General features: G+C 53.3%; 17 protein-coding genes. 3 read left to right on the forward strand and 14 right to left on the reverse strand.

The annotated features are described in order from the left end of the window. Positions 1-444, reverse strand: coding sequence for a flagellar basal body rod protein FlgB (gene flgB, locus FHW66_RS03490; protein ID WP_183378312.1), 444 nt, complete (start codon positions 442-444; stop codon positions 1-3). A 220-nt stretch (positions 445-664) separates the two neighbouring features. Here flgB and flgA point away from each other — a divergent pair, with 220 nt between their 5' ends. The 3 genes from flgA (at position 665) to FHW66_RS03505 (ending at position 2353) form a co-directional block, all read left to right on the forward strand. After that, complete coding sequence (gene flgA / locus FHW66_RS03495) at positions 665-1399, forward strand: flagellar basal body P-ring formation chaperone FlgA (RefSeq protein ID WP_183378313.1); 735 nt, start codon at positions 665-667, stop codon at positions 1397-1399. 119 nt (positions 1400-1518) lie between these two features. Continuing rightward, the gene (gene flgM / locus FHW66_RS03500; RefSeq protein ID WP_183378315.1) at positions 1519-1872 is read left to right on the forward strand and encodes a flagellar biosynthesis anti-sigma factor FlgM; all 354 of its coding nucleotides are present in this window, start codon (positions 1519-1521) and stop codon (positions 1870-1872) included. A gap of 4 nt (positions 1873-1876) precedes the next feature. Beyond that, positions 1877-2353, forward strand: a complete 477-nt coding sequence (locus FHW66_RS03505) for a flagella synthesis protein FlgN (protein WP_183378317.1) — start codon at positions 1877-1879, stop codon at positions 2351-2353. Positions 2354-2448: 95 nt separating this feature from the next. Here the strand turns inward: FHW66_RS03505 and FHW66_RS03510 are convergent, their stop codons facing one another. The 13 genes from FHW66_RS03510 to glpK form a co-directional block, all read right to left on the reverse strand. After that, complete coding sequence (locus tag FHW66_RS03510; protein ID WP_183378318.1) at positions 2449-3183, reverse strand: RNA polymerase sigma factor FliA; 735 nt, start codon at positions 3181-3183, stop codon at positions 2449-2451. A gap of 6 nt (positions 3184-3189) precedes the next feature. After that, positions 3190-3987: an antiactivator of flagellar biosynthesis FleN protein gene (locus FHW66_RS03515; RefSeq protein WP_183378652.1), complete on the reverse strand. Its 798-nt coding sequence runs from the start codon at positions 3985-3987 to the stop codon at positions 3190-3192. A 34-nt stretch (positions 3988-4021) separates the two neighbouring features. After that, positions 4022-5470 (reverse strand): flagellar biosynthesis protein FlhF, encoded by a 1449-nt coding sequence (flhF, locus tag FHW66_RS03520; RefSeq protein WP_183378320.1) that lies wholly within the window; start codon positions 5468-5470, stop codon positions 4022-4024. Beyond that, positions 5467-7551 carry a flagellar biosynthesis protein FlhA gene (gene flhA, locus FHW66_RS03525; protein ID WP_370543394.1) on the reverse strand — a complete coding sequence of 695 codons (2085 nt, stop codon included), beginning with the start codon at positions 7549-7551 and terminating at the stop codon, positions 5467-5469. Before flhA ends, flhF begins: the two co-directional genes overlap by 4 nt. A 2-nt stretch (positions 7552-7553) precedes the next feature. Continuing rightward, on the reverse strand, positions 7554-8732 hold the full coding sequence (gene flhB, locus FHW66_RS03530) for a flagellar biosynthesis protein FlhB (protein ID WP_183378323.1): 1179 nt from the start codon (positions 8730-8732) through the stop codon (positions 7554-7556). A gap of 297 nt (positions 8733-9029) precedes the next feature. Then, positions 9030-9680, reverse strand: a complete 651-nt coding sequence (gene cheZ / locus FHW66_RS03535; RefSeq protein WP_183378325.1) for a protein phosphatase CheZ — start codon at positions 9678-9680, stop codon at positions 9030-9032. Between the two features lies 1 nt (position 9681). After that, positions 9682-10080: a chemotaxis response regulator CheY gene (gene cheY, locus FHW66_RS03540; protein ID WP_183378326.1), complete on the reverse strand. Its 399-nt coding sequence runs from the start codon at positions 10078-10080 to the stop codon at positions 9682-9684. A 133-nt stretch (positions 10081-10213) separates the two neighbouring features. Further along, positions 10214-11290 carry a chemotaxis response regulator protein-glutamate methylesterase gene (locus FHW66_RS03545; protein ID WP_183378328.1) on the reverse strand — a complete coding sequence of 359 codons (1077 nt, stop codon included), beginning with the start codon at positions 11288-11290 and terminating at the stop codon, positions 10214-10216. A 109-nt stretch (positions 11291-11399) separates the two neighbouring features. Continuing rightward, positions 11400-12005, reverse strand: coding sequence for a chemoreceptor glutamine deamidase CheD (gene cheD, locus FHW66_RS03550; RefSeq protein WP_183378329.1), 606 nt, complete (start codon positions 12003-12005; stop codon positions 11400-11402). A gap of 3 nt (positions 12006-12008) precedes the next feature. Then, on the reverse strand, positions 12009-12875 hold the full coding sequence (locus FHW66_RS03555) for a CheR family methyltransferase (RefSeq protein ID WP_183378330.1): 867 nt from the start codon (positions 12873-12875) through the stop codon (positions 12009-12011). A gap of 219 nt (positions 12876-13094) precedes the next feature. Beyond that, a complete protein-coding gene (locus FHW66_RS03560) occupies positions 13095-14663 on the reverse strand; it encodes a methyl-accepting chemotaxis protein (RefSeq protein ID WP_255458789.1) in 1569 nt (522 codons plus the stop codon). Between the two features lie 292 nt (positions 14664-14955). Next, the gene (locus FHW66_RS03565; protein WP_183378332.1) at positions 14956-15669 is read right to left on the reverse strand and encodes an MIP/aquaporin family protein; all 714 of its coding nucleotides are present in this window, start codon (positions 15667-15669) and stop codon (positions 14956-14958) included. An 81-nt stretch (positions 15670-15750) separates the two neighbouring features. After that, the gene (gene glpK, locus FHW66_RS03570) at positions 15751-17247 is read right to left on the reverse strand and encodes a glycerol kinase GlpK (RefSeq protein WP_183378333.1); all 1497 of its coding nucleotides are present in this window, start codon (positions 17245-17247) and stop codon (positions 15751-15753) included. Between the last annotated feature and the right edge of the window lie 358 nt (positions 17248-17605).

The raw sequence follows: 17605 nt of genomic DNA on the forward strand, positions 1-17605 counted from the left end.
TCAGCCAGGTTGAATAGCGCTTAACAGCAATTTGATCTGCGCATTGATTGCGGTAACGCCAGCCTCGTAATGCACGCCGTTATCAGTGAACTGATTGCGCTCAACGTCCATATCAACTGTATTACCATCCACACTGCCTTGCGTCACAGTGCGATAAAGCAATTGTGAATCATCAAGTCCACGATCAGACTCGATCGGAGTACCAGCAATATGTCCCGGAGACGTTCTGGCCAGTTCGACCGGTGGCAATCCGGGCAATGGCTTGACCGGCGTTTGGTGGCGACCAAGCTTTTCCTCAAGTGTTTTGGCAAAATCAATGTCACGCGCCTTGAAGTTAGGCGTATCAGCATTAGCGATATTGGACGCCAGCACTTGCTGGCGCTGCGCGCGCAAGTCCAGTGCTGCTTCATTAAACCGCAAGTAATCGTCCAATTTAGCGACCATCAAACTCTCCAGATAATGCTCACAATCAACCACCAAGGCTCAGCTACAATGCCAGTAGCGGGATTTACGTAGGTTGGATCATACGACGCCCTCATGAACTCGATTGGGCGAGAAAGGGATGAAACTACGTCTTGTTCGAGCTTTTGACAAAAATGGCCAGGACTACTATTGCTGGCAACATGCCTCTCCATTCGGCCACCAAGGATTTACGTTGTCGTTTATGAAATTTTATTCCACGGCGTCTGCGCTGTTGTTCATGTGCGTATTCGCATCTTCGGTAACGGCCCAGAGCACCGCACAGCAATTCCAGAGCCAGTCACCTGCCCAGCAGCGGCAGGATTTGGTTGCATTGCAGCAAGTTGCAGAGCAGTTCATGCAGACGCAAACCAACGGGATACCTGGCACCATCACAGTGACTACCGAGCCACTTAATCCCGCGCTAAACCTGCAGGCCTGCCCTACGCCCCAAGCCTTCATGCCAAATGGAGGCCGTCTCTGGGGCAAAACGACTGTAGGCATCAGATGTACAGCACCGTCACAATGGACTGTATACATGCGCGCCACGGTGCAGGTCATGTCTCCATATATTGTTGCCGCGGCTCCTTTGGCGCAAGGTCAAACAATCAACCCGACCAATATTGCGGTCGTCACAGGTGATTTGGGAAGTCTGCCCAATGGCGTCATTACGGACGAATCGCAGGCAATTGGTCGCGTCGCCAACATGTCGATTCCGGCTGGAGCCCCCATCCGGCAAGACGCACTTCGCGCCAACCGTGTGGTGCAACAGGGTCAGGCAGTACGTATTGTGTCCATCGGACAGGGCTTCCAGATTACCACCGAAGGACGGGCACTGAATAACGCAGGAGAAGGTGAACTGGTGCAAGCCAAAACCGTATCAGGCCAGGTAATTAGCGGCGTAGCCAAAGCTGGAGGTATCGTGGAGATACGTTATTAGCGTTCCCCTCAGGGAAATATGTTCTCTGAGCGAGAAATGTATTAAAGTTCGAGCGAAAATGGCCGATAATCATTGCAGCAGGTTGGCTATAAACGCCACAACCAGAGAAGGACATCGCCGTGAACGTTAATGACGCACTCAACAAGAACACAGGATTACCGGACGTAACACCCCAGCAAGCCCGTCCTACGCCCACTACAACGGCAGCTTCAGCACCAGCAACGCCAGCCAAGTTCGATCCCCCACCAGCCGTCAATAACAGCGCAGCGAATGTCCAGCTTTCCGCCCAATACCAGGCACTTGGTGCCAAGGCGAATGGATCTGGTGATAATTTTGACGCCAAGAAAGTCGCCGAAATCAAGGCGGCAATCGCCAATGGCACCTTTCAGGTAGACCCAGATAAAGTGTCTAGCGGCTTGCTGGACACTTGCAAGGACCTCATCAGTACACGCAACAATAGCAATAGTTATTAATGATATGACAAGCACCACTTCCCATCGGCCAACACAAAGCCTGAAGCAGGAAAAACTGGCGACTTCGCGCCTGATTGACGTGCTCAAGCAAGAACAGGAATTACTCATTGGCAATGGTGAAGCAGACGAAATTCCTGCTGTGATCAGTGAAAAGGCAAATATCGTTGCCGAGATGGCCTCACTTGCTGATAGTCGCCATCAAATCCTGGAAACACTTGGCCTGCCGCCAAATGAAGATGGTATGCAATTTTGGATCACCCAGTGCGGCTCTGACGAAGACAAGCAAACGTGGGATGACTTGTTCTCTCTGGCGCAATCTGCAAGAGAACTAAACCGGCTTAATGGTATTTTGGTCGGTAGACAAATGGCAATCAATCAGGGCGCCATGAACGTGTTGCAAGGCAAGAGTAACGGTACATTTTACGGTCCTGACGGACAATCAAAAATACGCAACAACGGTCGCCCACTCGCTATCGGTTAAAGTTCTCTTGCGGGGCATGAAATGTGGAAATACGCTCCCCGCACTCACCAGTTTGACACCGGCACGAACTCAGCACACTTGAAACAGCAACACGCTTAAGAAACGCCCGTCCAGGCTTGCTCTCGCAAGGTTGAACGCATCCGCGCAATTGCCTGACTGTGAAGCTGGCAAACACGCGACTCAGACACTCCCATTACAGCGCCGATTTCCTTGAGATTCATCTCCTGCTCATAATAGAGACCCATCAGAATTTTCTCGCGCTCAGGCAATGCGCGAATGGCATCAGCCACCGCCTCTCGAAAACCACCACTGATCAAGTTCTGCAGCGGGTCTTCACCTTGCCCGGTTTGATAACGATCAAGGAAATGCTCATTGCCACCTTCGGAATCGTGAAAATCCTCATAGTAAATCAGTTGATGACCACCACATTCGGTCAACATATCCTGATAGTCTGTCAGGCTCATCTTGAGATGCGCTGCCACTTCGGCCTCTTGCGGCGGCCGCCCCAATTGCTGTAGCAGGACATGAATTGCATCCTCGATCTTGCGAGTACTTTGACGAATACTACGGGGCAACCAGTCACTACCGCGCAACTCATCGAGCATCGCACCACGAATACGCTGCACGGCATATGTCTCAAATTGCGCGCCGTGTGTTTCCTCATAGCGATTGACAGCATCAAGCAGGCCGATCATGCCAGCCTGAATCAAGTCATCCACTTCTACACTGGGCGGCAGCTTTGCCTTGAGCTGATGTGCCAGTTTTTTAACCAGCGGCGCATGCAACTCAAGCAAACTGTTCTTGCTCGCCTTTCCCTTGACGTTATACATGACACGTCATACCCCGAGACTTGCACCATCAATCGCCATACCGTAGCTACTCTTGGTCAGCGTAGAGAGAGAAAACTGACTGGCCAGACGCCTGAACGCCAGCGCAGCACCCGTCAACGGAAACGCCTCCAGCACTGTTCGCCCCTGCCCTGATGCCCGACGAATATGCTCGTCGGCCGGAATCGAGCCCATGAAGTTCAGCTGCGCAGCCAGATAACGATTGGCAGCCTGCGACATGTTGGCAAAGACCATCTGCGCCTCGGCGTCGGAGCTACCGGTGACCAGCAGGCTAAAGGGACGACGACCGAGTCGGTCACTTAAATCCTTCAACAGGACGTACGCAGACTTGATCGAAGCTGGAGTGGTCGACATGTGCACAACAATCTCGCCCATCTCCATGGCGGGCACAGGAAGATTGTCATATTCACTCAATTCCGCATTGACCAGCGTTATGTCAGTATCAGAAGCAAGCTTGTCAAACGTCTGTGCCAACAGAGATGCCTGCGGGTGCGGCACCATCGAGACATTCTTGCGCGACAGCCGGGTCAGCGCAAAACCCTCCGGAACCAGGCGCAAAGCCTCATCCAGATGACGATCCTTGTTGGCTACATCGAGCAAGGTCGCTACCGGAAATCCACCAAACCGCGACAAGACACTCGACGGTGTCATGCAAGCATCAACCAGCAAGGCATTACACTCACTTGCCGCCAGGGATGCTGCCAGATTGATCAGCATTGCCCCCTTCTCGTCATCCGGCAAAACCGAGAAAAAAGTGAATACTCTTGGTACCGGACGTTCCAGCATCCGGCGCAGACCTTCAGCCTGATCGGTGTCATGATTAGCCAAGGATCACCTCCCGCAGTGTCTTGTCATTCATGGCAGTCGCGGTCGGACCGATCACGACTGGCAGTTCTGCATCCTGAAACTCGAATGGTGCGGTTTCACGCTTGAGCTTGAATGCCCGATCAACCAGATACAACTTGTTTGCCACGTGCAAATCCTCCGGCACCCGTTGGCCATTGGCCACGTAGTAAAGATTGAGCTTTTGTCGAATGACTACATCCAGAACGTTGCCGATGGTCGCTGCCTCATCGAGCTTGGTAATGATGCAACCAGCGACACCATTGCCAGAATAGGCACTGACAACTTCATTGAGCGTGCCACCGGTCGCTGTTGCATTCAGGCAGAGAAGCCGCTTGATATGAGAGCCAGCACCCGACAGCATAGCCGCCTGCTCAGCCACCATTTGATCGCGCTGCCCCATCCCAGCGGTATCAATGAGTACCGTGTGCTTGCCGCGCAATTCATCGAGAGCGATGCGCAAATCAGCCTCATCCTTGACCGAGTGCACCATCACGCCAAGGATCTTGCCGTAAATACGTAATTGCTCGTAGCCACCGATACGATAACCGTCAGTGGTGATGAGAGCCAGTTTGCCCGGGCCATGTCGCATCACGCAACGTGCCGCCAACTTGGCAGTCGTGGTGGTTTTGCCGACACCGGTCGGACCGACCAGCGCATACACGCCACCATCTTCCAGTAGTTCGTTTTCGTTGGCCATGGTCAACAGATTTTTGGCCAGCACGGATTTGACCCAGAACATGGCATCCTGCGACTTCGGGCTGCTCGGCAGATTCTCGGTGATCAGGCGTGACAGACTGGCACTAAAACCTGCCGCCAGCATCTCACGCATGATCGCCGCTTTGAGGGGTTCTCGCTTTTGCGTACCGCCCCAGGAAATTTCTGCCAATTGTGTTTCCAGCACACCACGCATGGTGCGAATCTCGGTCATCACATCGGACAGAATTTCATCGTAATCCTTGCCGTCGAACTCGGGCATCACATTCGAGTGCTGACGTGGCTCTGCCGCCTTGGCTACTGGCTTTGGCGCAGCCTTGGCTTCCACCACCGGTTCCTTCACAGGAGCAACCGGTGCTTCCTTGACGCGATTATCGTTGCGTGTACGCCAGACGCGGGCATCCGCCTGCGCTGTGCTTTGGCGCACAGATTCAGGACGCACAGGCGAGGCAGACTCAGGACGTGGCCGAGCAATCCCGGCAAGTGGCTGACCTTGCGAGGGCGGTCTTCGGACTGCTGCCGGCGGCATTGCCTCGCGCGCCATCGCTGGGACGACCAGTGAAGACATATCTTCATTGGCCATGGCCAGAATTTCCACGCCATCATCGATATTCCTGTTGGAGAGAATAACCGCATCCGGACCGAGTGCTTCGCGCACCTGGCGCCAAGCATCCCGAGACGAACCCGCGATAAATTTTTTCACATTCATGCTTGCCCTCCAACTAGGCTAGTAACTTTAATCGTTTTTGAATCCGGCACCTCAGCATGCGACAAAACACGCAGCTGCGGCATCGAGCGCCGCAAGAAGCGCGCCAGCAATGCCCGCAGCGGACCTGGAACCAACAATACCGGCGTCAGACCAAGCTGCTCCTGATGACGAGCAGCACTTTCGGTCTGCGCAATCAGCGCATCTGCCAGGCCTGGCTCGATACCACCACCATCCGGACCACTGGCTTGCAACGCCTGCATCAACAGCCGCTCAAGCTTGCTATCCAACGTCATGACAGACAACTCACTCTCAGTCGGGAAAATCTGCTGCACAATTGCCCGCCCCAATGCGACGCGCACAATTGCAGTGAGCTCGGTAGGCTCCTGCGTACGCGACGCATTTTCAGAAAGAGACTCTATGATGGTACGCATATCGCGGATATGCACACCTTCCGTGAGCAGGTTCTGAAGTACTTTTTGAACTGCGCCAAGCGGCAACAATTTCGGTACCAGATCTTCAACCAGCTTGGGCGCATCCTTGCCAATATGATCCAGCAATTGCTGCACTTCCTGCCGTCCAAGCAACTCGGCCGCATGCAGCGTAATCAAATGGTTCAGGTGGGTCGCAATCACTGTTCCGGTATCAACTACCGTGTAACCCATGGTCTGCGCCATTTCACGCATGCCACTCTCAATCCACACCGCTGGCAAGCCAAAGGCCGGATCGCTCGTCATCAGTCCGGGCAATGGCCCGGTCACCATGCCAGGGTTAATGGCAAGAAACTGACCATATGTCGCCTCACCTTTACCAATTTCGACCCCTTTCAGGGTAATCCGATAGGCAGATGGCTTCAGTTCAAGATTATCGCGGATATGCACTGGTGGTGACAGAAAACCAACTTCTTGAGCAAATTTCTTGCGAATCCCTTTGATTCGACGCAACAGCTCTCCACCCTGCCCCTTGTCGACCAGGGGAATCAAGCGATAACCGACTTCCAACCCCAGTGTATCAACCGGCAGAATATCTTGCCAGGTTGCCTCTTCCACTTCCTGCGCAACCGCAGCCGGCGCAATCGGCTTGGCATCCTCCCGCGCCTTGGCCAGACGCTCGCGCACCACGTAACCAGCAGTCCCCAGCAATACGCCAAGCAACACAAATGCGATATGTGGCATACCTGGAATCAAGCCCATGCCACCAATAATACCTGCCGTCAGAAACAGTACCTGTGGCTTGGCGAACAGTTGATTAATCAACTGACCACCAACGTCATCATCATTGGCAACGCGGGAAACCACCACACCCGCCGCAGTTGAGATGATGAGCGATGGAATCTGCGCAACCAGACCATCACCGATGGCGAGCAAGGTATAGTTTTTCAGCGCCAGATCGAACGCCAGATCATGCTGCACCATACCAACCACCAAGCCACCCACAATATTGACGACAGTGACGATAATGCCTGCAACAGCATCACCCCGGACATATTTACTGGCACCGTCCATTGCACCATAGAACTCAGCCTCCTGCGCCACTTCCTTACGGCGCGCACGGGCATCTGGCTCGCCAATTAAACCGGCATTCAGATCGGCATCGATCGCCATTTGCTTACCCGGCATCGCGTCCAGTGTAAAACGTGCGCCCACTTCAGCGATACGGCCAGCACCTTTGGTGACCACGGTGAAGTTGATAATGGTGAGGATGATGAACACCACGATACCGACCGTATAGTTACCGCCAATGAGGAAGTGGCCGAACGCCTCAATGACCTTCCCTGCAGCATCCGGTCCGGTGTGCCCCTCAGTGAGTACGACCCGGGTCGAAGCAACGTTGAGCGACAGCCGCAACATGGTGCTGACCAGCAACACCGCGGGGAAGGCAACAAAATCAAGCGGCTTGACCGTGTACAACGCTGTCAGCAGAACAATGATGGCAAGCGAAATGTTGAAACTGAAGAAAATGTCCAACACAAAAGCCGGCAAGGGCAAGACCATCATGGCAAGCATCATGATGATCAGAATCGGAGCCGCCAGCGCCTTGGTATGCTTGACCTGAACCCAGGCTGGTAATCTCAAGCTAGTCATGTTCATTCAGCAGCCCTCGCACGTGCAGCAATGGCAGCTTTGCGTTTATAGAGAGGATCATCCATTTCCGAGGGAACAGCGAGGTCATCCGGAGCTTGAGGCGGCAATCCTCCACGATTTTTGTAGGTACGCAACTGGAATACGTAGGCCAGAACCTCGGCTACCGCGGTGTAAAGCGCCTCAGGAATCTCGTCGCCAATCTCGGTGTGGTAATGCAAGGCACGCGCCAAAGGTGGCGCCTCAAGAATCGCGACATTGTTTTCGGCTGCAATGGCGCGGATACGTGCCGCCACTTCCTCGGTACCCTTGGCTACAACTGTTGGCGCCGACATGGCCCCTTCGCTGTATTTCAGCGCCACGGCAAAGTGGGTCGGGTTGGTCACGACCACATCAGCAGTTGGCACGGCCGACATCATGCGGCGCCTTGCTGCTGCCCGTTGCAACTGCCGGATCTTGCCCTTGATGACCGGATCACCGTCAGACTCCTTGTGCTCCTGCTTGACTTCCTGACGTGTCATCTTCAACTTGCGGGTGTAGTTCCACATCTGATAAGGCACATCGATGGCTGCAATGAAGACCAGGGCCATCACTATCATGATGAAACTGGACCACAACAGGTAGGGCATGTGCGTACTGCTCACCTTGAGCGGCTCAACACTGAGGTTGAGCACCGCCTCGATGCGACTTTTCATGGCATACCACGCGACCGTAGCCACCAGCACTGTTTTAAGCAGGCCCTTGCCTAGCTCAACCAGAGAGTTGAGAGAAAAAAGATTCATGACACCCTTGATCGGGTTCATGCGTTCGAATTTGGGCACCAGCGCACCCGTATTAAACAACCACCCACCCATGATCAGCGGCGCCGCCACCGCAGCCAACAACATCATGCAAGCAATGGGAATGCACGCCATGGCGACATCGGCAAAGCGACCGCCAAGATATCCAAATAGCAAAGCCGGGTCATACGCCATTTCACGCTCGAAAGTGAGCGCATCGACCATAAGACGATTGAGACTATGCACCAGTGGACCGGTGAAAACCCACAAGGTACTTCCACCAATGAGCAGCATGACGCACGTAGCCATCTCCCGCGACCGCGGCACGTCGCCTTGCTCACGGGCCTTTTCAAGGCGTTTCCCCGTGGGCTGTTCGGTCCGTTCTAGATCGCTTTCTTCGGCCACTGCCGCTCCCCGTTACTACCCATCTTTTAATTGGACGGATTTTTGAGATTAACACGAGCAATTATTGGCCAGAGATGTCTTACATCATCGTACGAATAAGAGGCGAAACGCCCCGTATTTCGGCACAGAAGAGACCCGTCAACTCTGCATTGCTTTAATACAGAGAGTATACAACGGGTTAGCTGCCACAGGATGACCTGAAGCGAGGAGAGGTGAAGGAAGTACGTTATACGAGATCAGACGACCTCGTTAAAAAAACACGACAAAATAGGAGCAAAAACAACAAGGATCAATAAATCAGAAACCAAGACTTTCCAGCAAGTCGTCGACCTGACTCTGATCCGCAATAACATCCTTTCCAGCAGGATTGATTTGCGGACCGTTCAACAATCCACTGTCTTCGCGCTTGGTCTCAGCCGGGGAATAATCAACGAGCAACTGCACAAGCTGGCTCTCGATGTCATGCGCCAATGCAGTGACACGCTTGATCACCTGACCAGTCAAATCCTGAAAATCCTGCGCCATCATAATATCGAGCAGCTGTTGCTTGGTCTGCACAACATTACCTGAAGTCAGTGACAGGAAAGCTTGGGTTTTTTCAGCCATGGCACGGAACTCGGTCTCTGAAAATGCACCTTCCATAACCGACTTCCATTGCGCAGCCAGATTTCCTGCCTCATCACCGATACGATCCTGCAGAGGTCCCGCGATTTCAGTAGCATTGAGCACACGCTGCGCAGCCTTCTCCGTCATCATGGCGACGTATTCAAGACGATCTCGCGCATCCGGCATGTCACTGGCAGCCTTCTCCAGCAAACGATCAAACCCCAAACCACGCAAATTGTCGTGCAGGCTGCGCGTCATCTGCCCGATACGCGACAGGAACTGGTCCTGATGCGCATCGGCACCCACATGCGATGGAGAGGGAGCCTGATCTGGCTTGTCCACGTCAGGCTCCGGCAGCGTTCAGTTTTTCGAAAATCTTGCCCAGCTTCTCGTCCAAAGTGGCCGCCGTGAAGGGCTTGACCACGTAGCCATTGGCTCCCGCCTGCGCAGCAGCGACGATATTTTCCTTTTTGGCTTCGGCAGTCACCATCAGCACGGGCAGTTTTGACAGAGCAGGATCTTTACGAATTTCCTGCAACATTGTCAAACCGTCCATATTTGGCATATTCCAGTCAGAGACAACGAAATCAAACTGATCGCTGCGCAACTTCTGCAAGGCCTGGACGCCATCTTCGGCCTCATCGACATTGCTGTAACCCAGCTCTTTGAGCAGGTTACGAACGATGCGACGCATCGTTGAGAAATCATCTACAACGAGAAACCTAGTATTTGGGCCTGACATGATAACTCCATTGATTCAAAGCAAATATTGACGATAACGACATGTCATTACGAAACTTGAGGTGCCGCTCTCAACTATACGCGAGCGCCACCTTTGATTTTCAGTTTATGCAACTGGCAGCATGGTACTCGAACTACACTCGCAATGCACGACTACCATGCTCGGCAAGATAACCAAGTACGCGTCCTGGCATTGCCTGAAGTGCCAGCACTTCATGCGCCGCACCAACCGCAATAGCTTCACGTGGCATGCCAAAAACGACGCATGAAGCTTCATCCTGAGCAAAATTATAAGCCCCGGCATTCCTCATTTCCAACATTCCCAGCGCGCCGTCCTTGCCCATTCCGGTCATAATCACGCCGACGGCATTTTTACCAGCACAGGCGGCTGCCGAATTGAACAAGACATCGACGGATGGCCGATGGCGGTTGACAGGCGGCCCCTGATCCAGCTGGGTCATGTAATTGGCGCCGCTGCGCACCAGTTTGAGATGCGAATGCCCCGGTGCAATATAGGCATGCCCTGGCAAAACACGTTCATTACCTGCGGACTCCTGCACCGAGATTTTGCACAGATTATTGAGTCTGGCCGCAAATGAACGAGTAAAACCCTCGGGCATATGCTGCGTAATCAGAATCCCTGGGCAATCAGAAGGCATTTTGATCAGAAAATCCTTGATTGCCTCAGTCCCACCGGTTGAAGCACCAATAATGATCAGTTTTTCACTACTGGTCAGTGGGTTGCGCAACTGTGGCAACACTTCATTGGCAGCCTTGGAGCCGTCTGCAGCAGGAACCGGACGCGGACGGATGCTCGCTTTTGAGGCGGCGCGGATCTTGTCCGCAATCATGTCGGTATATTCCTGCATGCCGCTCTGGATCGAGATTTTAGGCTTGGTCACAAAATCAACCGCCCCCAACTCCAGCGCGCGCAAAGTAATTTCCGATCCGCGCTCAGTCAGTGAGGACACCATCACCACTGGCATCGGCCGCAAACGCATGAGTTTTTCCAGAAAATCCAGGCCATCCATGCGCGGCATTTCCACATCCAGAGTCAACACATCAGGATTGGTCTGCTTGATCAGATCACGCGCAATGATTGGATCAGGGGCCACGCCAACGACTTCCATGTCGGGCTGGCTGCTGATGATTTCCTTCATGACACTGCGAATCAACGCAGAATCATCGACGATCAAGACCTTAATTTTCATATCAATACTGCCTTCCGGAAACTTATTCTTCTGCAATGTTGCCAAACTACATCATACACTGCGTATCTAAGCAGGTTAAGCGCCTGCCTTGACGTTACATTACGTGACATTAAAACAGATCAACCGCGCCGCCAACAGGTTTGGTGACCAGTTTATTGGCATAATCCTGCTCACGGTTGACCAAGGTATTGTTATGCAGTTGCTTGAGTTTTTTCACCAATACCTTTCCTGTTCTCGGAAAAAAATAGACCTTGCGTGGCCATACATCGTTGAGATCCTCTGCGACGATACGAATATTCTCTGCCTTCAGATACTCCTTGACGAACCTGGCATTGCGTTCGCCGACATTGATTGCCACAAAGCCACGCAAGACGTTACCACCGCCAAACACCTTTGCCTCCAGGTTTTCACGTCGGGCACCGGCTTTCAGCAAGTCATTAATCAGAATTTCCATGGCATAAGTGCCATAACGCATGGATGCCGATACCGGGCTATCACCGTCACCACTATCTGGCAGCATGAAATGATTCATGCCGCCGATCCCGCTGACCCGATCGCGGATGCACGCCGATACGCATGATCCGAGTACCGTCACGATCATCATATCCTTGTGCGTAAAATAATATTCACCAGGAAGAATCTTCGCCGCATCGCAATCAAAGCTGCGGTCGTAATAAACATTCGAGGCAAATTGCTCTTGCCCTTGGGGACTCATGAGTTATTTTCCTGCCTTGCGTTGTGCTGCCTCATTCAACTCGTAGACCGTTTTACCCTTGAGCTTCAAGGAGTCTGATACATACAGGAAGTTTTCCGAATGCCCCGCAAACAACAGAGCATGAGGTTTCATCAGCGGGACGAAGCGCGACAGGATTTTGCTTTGCGTCGGCTTGTCAAAATAAATCATCACGTTGCGGCAAAAAATCACATCGAAGGGTCCTGAGACCGGCCAACCGTCACCCAGCAAATTCAATTGCTTGAAAGTAACCATCTTGCGCAACTCCGGACGTACCCGAACAAAACCTTCTTGCGCCCCCTTCCCACGCAGGAAAAATTTCTTGACCCGCTCGGGCGCCATTTTCTCGATACGTTCCAAGGGATAAACACCATTGGCACCAGTCGCCAGAACATTGGTATCGATATCCGTCGCCACAATCTGCGCCGGTGGAGTAAGACTGCCATAGGCCTCACACAAGGTCATGGCAATGGAATACGGCTCTTCGCCGGTGGAACTGGCAGAACACCAAACCGTCACCGGCTCCTTGAGCGTCTTGACGAAGTCCCCAAGAATCGGAAAGTGGTGCGATTCGCGGAAAAAGGACGTCAGATTGGTCGTCAGTGCATTGGTGAACGCTTCCCATTCGTCAGCATCACCGCCCCGCTCAAGCAGGTCAAGATACTGTACGAAAGAGCCAATACCAGTTGCGCGCAAGCGTCTTGCCAGTCGGCTGTAGACCATTTCCTGCTTGCTGTCAGCCAACGCAATTCCCGCCCTCCTGTAGATCAAGTCGCGAACCCGTTCAAAATCACGGTGAGTAAAATCAAATTCTTTGACAGAATCAGATTTTTCCGCTGATGAGGTTTTCAAGTTGATTTTCCTTTTTATATGGAGCGCGCGCCCGCTTTTGCAGGCAGCCCCCGTGGTCGAATAATCTATCAGCTACCCGACGCGGTCAAGGTCTTCAATCCGAAATCTGGCCTACCGGCAGGCAGACATCGCAGTCACCGAAAATTGTGGAAAGTGTCAATACCTTTTCCGAAAAAGATCCTGTGTCAACCACAGTTGTGCGGATCAGCCCCGCAAATACTAATTGTGCTGGTTAGAACGGTAACCAACCCGAAAACCGCCCCAATGTCGTCCACCTACGTAGATCGGGACCGATAGATCATGCATGACCTCTCCAGTATCGCGCTTATAGGTCTGCAACAGGAATGGCTTTGTATTTGCGCCACAACGTTTGCCGGTCCGGTCACTGAAAATTCGCTTGGTACGGTTGTTGACCAGATCGACGTCATGGTCGCCCGTCAGGGGCTGTGAGAATTTCTTGTTGTGCGTAGGAAAATAACCGTTGTTATCAACGGCGCCGGCATAGACCAGCTGCGGCAACGCAACCAGAAGTGCCTCCTGAATCTCTGGCAAAACCTGATCGGTAAAGGCATCGAATTGCGTCTTGTGTTTTGCGGGATTGGTATTGGGAATCGGTGTGTAATGGCGATCAAACAAAGCAGCTTGAGTGATACGACCGGCTGCAATTGAGACCTCAAACAGCTTGCCGATCCGACTTGCCGCAGCACTCGCTGCACGCCGGATCTCTTCATGATGGGTGCTGGCGTTAGCATCTGCAATAGCCTCAAATACCTCCTCTGCCTGCTCCGATAATACCAGCGCAGATGCTGCCACGCGTGGCAGCTCAGTGTCGGTGGCCAGCATGCCATCGCGAATCTTCAGAATCGCATCAGCAATCTGCTGACTGGTTGCTACCTGATCACGAGAGGCCTTGGCGATCTGGGCCACTTCATCTTCCGATTCTGAGGCTGCGCGCTCAATGCTACCCAGATATCGGTGTACCTGATCGACATTCTGCGATGCCTCAATGACGTTGCCACTGAGCGCCTGCATTCCGCTGGCAGCCAATTCAGCCTGTTCAGTGATAGCACGCACCATGACGCCGATATCGTCGGTGGCCTCCTTGGTACGCAGTGCCAGCTGCCGCACCTCACCAGCGACAACTGCGAAACCACGTCCGTGTTCACCGGCTCGCGCCGCCTCAATCGCGGCATTGAGTGCCAGCAGATTGGTCCGCGCAGCGATCTCGCTGATGACTTCGGTAACACCATGAATACGCCGCGACTTTTCCTGCAATTGCGTCATCAGAACGGAGGCGTTTTTTGCATCCTCACTGGCTTTACCAATTTGCTCCAGTACCTGTCGGACCTCAGCCCGGCCAGCAACACTCTCGGCACGCACTTCGGCAGCAACGCGGGACGCGCGCTCTGCGTTAGAGGCAATCTGTTCCGTGGTCCCGGCATTTTGATCGGCACCCGAGACAATCGCATTGGCAGCCACGACATCATGACTGAGCTTGTTTTTGATTGTATCGACAAAAAATGAAGTCTCCGCAGCACCGATCATGATGTGATCAATTTGACCCACAATCCGCTCCACCAGCGCATCGCCCTGGCCTGTCTGACGTCGCTTCGCGAGATGCGTCAATGCGACCGCCAGCACCAGCGCCACTACCGCAGCCAGTACCGACGGGATCATCACCGACACAACCGGTAGCAACGTCAAACAGGCAAAGACGATACCGGCGACCACTACGGGCAAGACACCCTCAACAATCATGACTCGCACAAAGTACTTTCTTTCGGACATTCCGCAACCTCCTAACAAAGTAGCCGTCGAGGCTTGTTTTTTCATCAACAATCAGTCGTTGGCCGTTACTGGAACGCTTCGCCAAAGCAAAGCGGCTACAGGAGGATTCTTCTCAGTCGATGAGTGAAGTGGCAGCATTGATTATTTTTTTGCTGCTTTGTCTCCGTTTTATTTTTATCCATCATACAAAAAGATTCTTACGCGTGGCTTATTGCACCGCGTCCGGGGCCGGAAGCAAAAAAGGCTACAAGCAGATGCTTGTAGCCTTCACAGATTTACCGACGAAAAAGGATCAATGCATTTTTTGCAATCCATAAACCAGTGCTGCCAGTACACCACCAGCGATTGATCCAACCACCGGCACCAGCGCATATCCCCAGTCACTGTCGCGCTTGCCAGGAATTGGCAGCAACGCATGCATCAGACGTGGGCCGAAATCACGTGCAGGATTGATTGCGTATCCGGTCGTCCCCCCCAGCGAGACACCAATGCCCATGACCAGCAATGCCACCGGTAACGCATCCAGCGCCCCCAGCCCCATTGATGGCGAAGCGATGTTGAGAACGCAGTAGACCAGCACAAACGTACCGACAACTTCCGACACCAGATTACCTTTGGTGTTACGAATTGCTGGCGAAGTGCAGAAGGCGGCCAGCTTGAGATTGCCATCCGTCGTCGCAGCAAAGTGGTTGCGATACACCAGCCAGACCAGGAAGGCTCCCATCATGCCACCCAGCATCTGCGCAGCGATGTAGGCAGGAACATTAATCCAGGCAAATTTGCCGGCAACTGCCAGCGCCAGTGTCACCGCGGGATTCAGATGCGCACCGCTGGAAGCCGCCGCAACGAATACCCCCACGAATACGGCCATGGCCCAACCGACGGTAATCACGATCAGACCACTGCCATTACCGTGTGTTTTGTTCAACAACACGTTGGCAACGACGCCATTGCCAAGCAGGACAATCAGGGCGGTGCCCACAAATTCAGCTAAATAAGGACTCATGATGATCAACTTTCAAAATGGATGATAGTGATGGGTGTGAGCGGCAGATTTCTCTCCGCCTGCTCAGCATGCCTTGGCAAATCAGTGATTAGCCCAAGCAGTCGCGGCACTGATGGCGCGCTGCCACCCCTTGATATTGGTCTGCACTTCGGCCGCCGGCATGGCTGATGCAAAGCGTTGATCAAGCTGCCACTGCCCCTGCACGTCATCTGTGCTGCTCCAGTAACCCACTGCCAGACCTGCCAGATACGCTGCACCCAGTGCAGTGGTCTCGGTGATCTTAGGACGTACAACATCAACCCCGAGAATGTCAGACTGGAATTGCATCAACAGGTTATTAGCCGTTGCACCGCCATCCACGCGCAACTCTGGAATGACAATACCGGCATCGGCTTCCATCGCCTTCAATACATCCATGGTCTGATAGGCAATACTATCGAGAGCGGCACGCGCATAGTGTGCCGCTGTGGTACCACGGGTAATACCAAATACCGTGCCACGCGCATGCGGATTCCAGTGCGGCGCGCCCAGTCCGGCAAATGCCGGCACCAGATAAACACCATCGGTGCTCTTGACGCTACGCGCCAACGCTTCCACTTCGGAGGACGTCTTGATGATACCCAGGCCATCACGCAGCCACTGCACAACAGCGCCGCCGATAAAGATACTGCCTTCAAGTGCATAGCTGACCTGATCACCAATCTTCCAGGCCACGGTCGTGAGCAGATTATTCTTTGATGCGATCGGCTTGGAACCGGTATTCATCATCATGAAGCAGCCAGTGCCATAGGTGTTCTTGACCATGCCCGGCTGGGTGCACATCTGACCAAACAACGCTGCCTGCTGGTCACCAGCGATACCAGCGATCGGGATTTCGGCACCGAAGCTGGACACCTCGGTATGACCATAGGTTTCGCTGGAAGAACGCACTTCTGGCAACATATTGCGCGGCACGCCCATGATATCGAGCAGTTCTTCATCCCATTGCATGGTATGAATATTGAACAGCATGGTGCGCGAAGCATTGGACACATCAGTCACGTGACGCTGACCACGAGTCATATTCCAGACCAGCCAGGTATCCACAGTGCCAAATGCCAGACGCCCCTGATTGGCCAGCTGACGCGCACCGGTGACGTTTTCCAGAATCCAGCGAATCTTGGTCGCGGAGAAATAGGAGTCCACCAGCAGCCCGGTCTTCTCACGGATCTTCTCTGCCAGACCACGACTCTTCAACTCATCGCAGAAAGCTGCCGTACGACGATCCTGCCAGACGATGGCGTTATAGATTGCCTTGCCGGTTTCACGATCCCAGACAACGGTCGTTTCACGCTGATTGGTGATACCGATGGCAGCCACCGAGGTACCGTTGAGACCCACCTTGGTCAGCGCCTCGGCAGCAACTCCTGCCTGGGTGGACCAGATTTCCTGAGGATCGTGCTCTACCCAGCCTGGCTGCGGATAAATTTGTTGAAATTCCTTTTGCGCCGAGCTGACGATATTGCCCTGGCGGTCGAACAGAATGGCGCGGGAGCTGGTAGTGCCTTGATCGAGGGCGAGAATATATTTATTTTTCAACTTGTCTACTCCAAGGTTGGTGGATCCGTCTGCACGGATTAATTATTGACCTTGATCCCGAACGATTCAGAATCGGTCTTTTTTCTTCTGATGCAATGGTCCGCACCAGAGTACCGCTAGAAACCAGAATTGACGGAATGAGGGAACGCGCGACTGATGCCGCATCGCGTAGACAAGCCCGGTGACCACAACCTGAATGCAGATTAAGACTAGACCGATAACTTATCTTGTTGCAAGGCTCCTTGAACGATCTCAAAGCGCCCCCGTCTCCTCATGTCGGCGACTCCGTGCCACTAAAATCAAGGGATTCCCCCATGGCAATTCACTACCTGCAGCATGTCACCGACGATCAACTATA

This window comes from Herbaspirillum sp. Sphag64, from assembly GCF_014192645.1.
Classification (GTDB): Bacteria; Pseudomonadota; Gammaproteobacteria; order Burkholderiales; family Burkholderiaceae_D; genus Herbaspirillum.